This is a genomic window from Mesorhizobium sp. M7A.F.Ca.ET.027.03.2.1 (assembly GCF_003999175.1).
Classification (GTDB): domain Bacteria; phylum Pseudomonadota; class Alphaproteobacteria; order Rhizobiales; family Rhizobiaceae; genus Mesorhizobium.
The window spans coordinates 1-4,134 of sequence record NZ_RZOM01000529.1; the positions used below are offsets into that span (position 1 = coordinate 1).

Below are 4,134 nucleotides of genomic sequence, written 5' to 3' on the forward strand. Positions count from 1 at the left end.
GCCGACAGCAGCGCCGTCACCGTGGTGTAGGTGACGATGAAGCCAATGCCGTCAAAGCCCATAAAGGTCACGACGGCACAAATGGCCATGGCGCCAAGCGCCGGTGCAACGGCGCGTCCGTAGCCGGGCACCCCCAGAAATTGCATGGCCGACAAGCAGATGATCAGGAACCCCAGGCTGAGCAGTGCGAGCACGATCTGGCAAAGCAGCGGATCGGGATCCTTGGTGTACCGCCAGAACAGGATCACATGCGCGACGAGCACCAGAATTCCGCACGCAACCGTCAGCACGAAACCTGCCTTGGGCGCGGTGAACCAGATCGCAAACATGGTGACGCTAAGGCATATGCCCGACAGCGCGGCTGCGAGCAGGAGCGAACTGAAGTCCAGCATATCGGGCAAGGGCCTCTTGAGCGTCGGCGGTTGCGCTGCATTCTAAGTCAGCGGCAGCCCTCAGATACGGGTTTTCAGGCAATCCATCGATGCAACCTGCGGATAGGGTTTACAAAGCGTCGATGGCACGTGTCCCGAAACCGGACCCATGGATGCGAGATCAACCCTTGTTCAAGAGAGCGAGGTTGGCGTTGACGACGGTGGGATCGGCCATGCCGGCCTTCGCTTCGAGCAGCAGCGCCTTGGCCTTCTTGCGATTGCCGCGCAGCAGTTGCGAATAGCCCATATTGTTGACGATCTGCGGCTTGCGGCCGGCGACCTTCAAAAGCTGGCCGTAGGCTCGGTCGGCGAAGTCGAAGCGGCCGAGTTCATCATAGGAAGCGGCGAGCCCCATCCAGGCCTCCGCATTGTCGGCCTTCAACTCGACGGCCTTGCGGAAGTGCTTTTCGGCGAGGCCGTAATTGGCGTCGCGAAACTGCGCCTTGCCTTGCGCCAGATCGGAGGTTTCGGTGTCTTTTGCCGCCGGTTGGATGGCGGTGGTCTTGGTGGTGTCGACGCCACTCGTCGTACAGCCAGACATCATCAAGACGGCCGCCATTGCGGCCATTGCCGTGAAATTACTGTGACGCATGCCCCTGCCTCATCGCCCGATTTGCCGGGTCGTTCTTCAGGAAACACAATATATCAGCGGCGATTAAACTTCGGTGCCGAAACGCCGCCAAAATTCGGCTTCGGGCACACCAGCCATTAACCACGAGACGAGGGTTATCCCTGCAAGGACGCGCGCGGCCTTTTCACGGACCCATGACCTTGAGTGCCTCGGGAACCGGATAGCGGTTGCCATCATAGCGCAGCCGGTAGGTCCGTTTCACCGGCTTGCCGGGATGGGACTGGCACTCGCCATCCTTGTCGGGAGACGGGTCATCGGTTTGCGTCCGCTCGAGCGCGACCATGTCGTGATAGCCGTGATGGCTCGTCGGGCTCATTGCCAGGCTGACCTCAGTCGAACGAAAAGATCCCGCGCAATTGGTGTCGCCCTCGCCGCCATTGCCGGCCACGACAAGGCCATCGAGCACCAGGCGCAGGGCATCGCCGGCGAGAACATAAAGCCGCAGGTCGGTTTCGCTGAAGGGGTTGGCTTGCGAATGGTTCGCGATTTCGATGCGCAGGCCGAAGGCCATGACCCCGGGCGCCAGCCTGTAGCGGCCGGTATCGAATTCGACCTTGCGGATGGCGATGGCATCATCGGTGATCAGCCCCGGCTGGAGCAGGCGCAGGCGCACACGCTGGCTGTTCCTGTCGACGACCAGAAGCTCGATATCGCCGACATGGCCATCGTCGCTGGATTGGGCGCTGTCGATCAGCGGCACGGCTACCAACAGCAGGTCGTCATGGGCAGGCCAGATCTTGCAGCTCAGCCCAAACGGCGTGTCGCCATCCGTCAGGGCGATGCTGAAATGGGGTTCGAGCGTGAACGAGGTGCCGTCGGCGCTCTTTCGAGCTTTGGGGTAGGCCTGCTGCACCAGGGCGGCGGCATCGCCGCAATCGTCGGCCACGGCCCAGGCGGGCGACAGGGTGGCTGCGGCAAGGCCGAGAAAGAGGGTGCGCAACAGCATGGACTTCTCACCTGCAAGGCCGAGTACGGTCATAACAATGGTTTGTCAGTCCCCTTGCTAGGACTTTTGTGGGGCGCTCGCTAGACCCGGACGATTTCAGCTCGAATCGAAGCCTCACACCTTTCGGCATCATGCTATTGCGCCGTCATTTTGACGATGACTGGAATGGCCGCGATCATCAGCACCACCGGCAGGATGCATACGACCACCGGCACCGACATCTTGGCCGGCAGAGCGTGCGCCTTTTCCTCGGCCAACGACATACGCTTATGGCGCATGTCGTCGGAAAAAACGCGCAACGCCCCCGACAGGCTGGTGCCGAGTTCCTTGGACTGCTGCAGCAGCGTGGCGAAGGAACGCACTTCGTCCAGGCTGAGGCGGTCGGCGAGCGCCTTCAGCGCATCGTCGAGGCTGCGCCCTGCCCTCAGCTCCAACGACACCAGCTGCAGGTTCTGGCTGAGCGCGGGATAGGTCTTGGCGAGTTCCTTGGAGACGCGCTCTATGCCCGCCTCCATGCTCATGCCGGCATCCGAGCAGACAATCATCAGGTCCATGAAATCGGGAAAGCCGTTGCGGTACTCACGCCTGCGTTCCCGCACTTTCTGGCTCAACATTAGGCCGGGCAGGAAATAGCCGGCCGCTCCCGACAGGATGACGAATGTCCAGCGACTGGCCATCGTCGCGTCCGGGCTGGCCATCCACCGGTTGAGCACAAACACACCGATTGCCGTGCCGATCATCGCGCTGAACCGGATCAGGAAGAACGTGCCGACAGCGCGCGGCTCCATGTAGCCCGCCTGGATGAGCTTCATGCGCAGCCGGGCGACATTTTCCGGATCGCTCCTGGCGTAGAATTCCTGCGCCCGCTTCACCGCCTTCTCGCGCACGACGCCGGTATTCTTCTTCTGCACCGGCTCTGGTTTGGCGGCCACGGGGCCGTTGTCGACCCTGAGCCGGCGCATGACCTCGTTGCGGTCGCCCTTCGCCATGACAACAGGCCAGGCAACAGCGGCAGCACCCGCCGCCAGCAGCAGGATGGCCACCGGCATCAATGAGGTCGGCGCAAGCGAGGCGAGGAATTCGATGAAGCCCTGCATGTCAGAACTTGAAATTCGACATCTTGAACATGATCAGATTGCCCAGCATCAGCCAGGTGATCGAGCCGCCGAGCAGGTACCAGGTTTTCGCCTCGCCCCAGACGTCGCGGTAGAAGCCCGGCATCAGCGCCATAATGGCGGTGAACAGCAACGCCGGCACCGCTGTCAGGATGTAGGCCGACATCCGACCTTCTGTCGCAATGGCGCGCACCTTGCGGCGCAGCTTGCCGCGCTCGCGGATCGTCGTCGCCAGGCCGTCGAGGATCTCGCGCAGATTGCCGCCCGAACTGGTCTGGATCGAGACGGCGGTGACGAACAGCGGCAGATCCTCCTGGCCGACCCGGTCGAACAGCGAGTTCAACGCCGAAACCAGATCGGAGCCATAGGTCACCTCGTCGGCGATGACGCCGAACTCGGTGCCGATCGGGTCGGGCATCTCGCGCGCCACCATGGCGATCGCCACCGGCACCGGGTGGCCGGCCTTCAGGCCACGCGTGATCAGTTCCAGCGCCTCCGGCAATTGCATGCCGAACCGCTTTACCCGGCGCTTGCGCTTGAAGCGCAGCGTAATCACCGGCAGCACCGGCACAAGCACCACAAACAGCACAAGCCCCATCAGCGGCGGCAAGCCGTACCAGATGGCGACCAGGGTCATCGCCATCGCCACGCCGCAGCTGATCATCAGGAATTTCGACAGCGGCATGATCATGCCCGACTGGGTTCGCAAAGCGCGGAACCGATCCAGCGAAAACAGCGGCGTGCCTGCGTCGAGGCCGCGTTCCTTGCGCAGTTGGACAAGCACCTGCTCCTGGCTGATCTTGTTTTCCTGCAGCTTCATGCGCCGGTTGATGGCGGTGCGCTTGTCGCTGCGGCCGGCATAAAGCAGGTAGCAGGCCTCGGCGATCAGGATGCCGGTCAGCGCGGCCGCGGCATAAACGACATAGATAGCGCTCATTCCATCGAACACTTGGCTACTCCTGCGGCCGGCCGGGTTCGAAATATCGTCCGGGAAACTCGATGCCCATGGCA

At 62.3% G+C, this 4,134-nt stretch carries 4 protein-coding genes and 1 pseudogene; all 5 read right to left on the minus strand.

The features are described 5' to 3' along the window. Positions 1-392: pseudogene (locus tag EN750_RS21405) on the minus strand (GGDEF domain-containing protein); the annotation flags it as partial. Positions 393-552: 160 nt separating this feature from the next. Next, complete coding sequence (locus tag EN750_RS21410; RefSeq protein ID WP_127320645.1) at positions 553-1,023, minus strand: hypothetical protein; 471 nt, start codon at positions 1,021-1,023, stop codon at positions 553-555. Between the two features lie 163 nt (positions 1,024-1,186). Next, positions 1,187-2,008 (minus strand): hypothetical protein, encoded by an 822-nt coding sequence (locus tag EN750_RS21415; protein WP_127397570.1) that lies wholly within the window; start codon positions 2,006-2,008, stop codon positions 1,187-1,189. Between the two features lie 134 nt (positions 2,009-2,142). Further along, positions 2,143-3,105, minus strand: coding sequence for a type II secretion system F family protein (locus EN750_RS21420; RefSeq protein WP_127397571.1), 963 nt, complete (start codon positions 3,103-3,105; stop codon positions 2,143-2,145). Position 3,106: 1 nt separating this feature from the next. Continuing rightward, positions 3,107-4,134: type II secretion system F family protein (locus EN750_RS21425; protein ID WP_245482765.1), on the minus strand; the 1,028-nt coding region annotated here is incomplete at its 5' end.

Coding starts and splice junctions, on each gene's coding strand:
- EN750_RS21410 (WP_127320645.1), bottom strand. CDS start 1,023: ATGCGTCACAGTAATTTCACGGCAATGGCCGCAATGGCGGCCGTCTTG.
- EN750_RS21415 (WP_127397570.1), bottom strand. CDS start 2,008: ATGCTGTTGCGCACCCTCTTTCTCGGCCTTGCCGCAGCCACCCTGTCG.
- EN750_RS21420 (WP_127397571.1), bottom strand. CDS start 3,105: ATGCAGGGCTTCATCGAATTCCTCGCCTCGCTTGCGCCGACCTCATTG.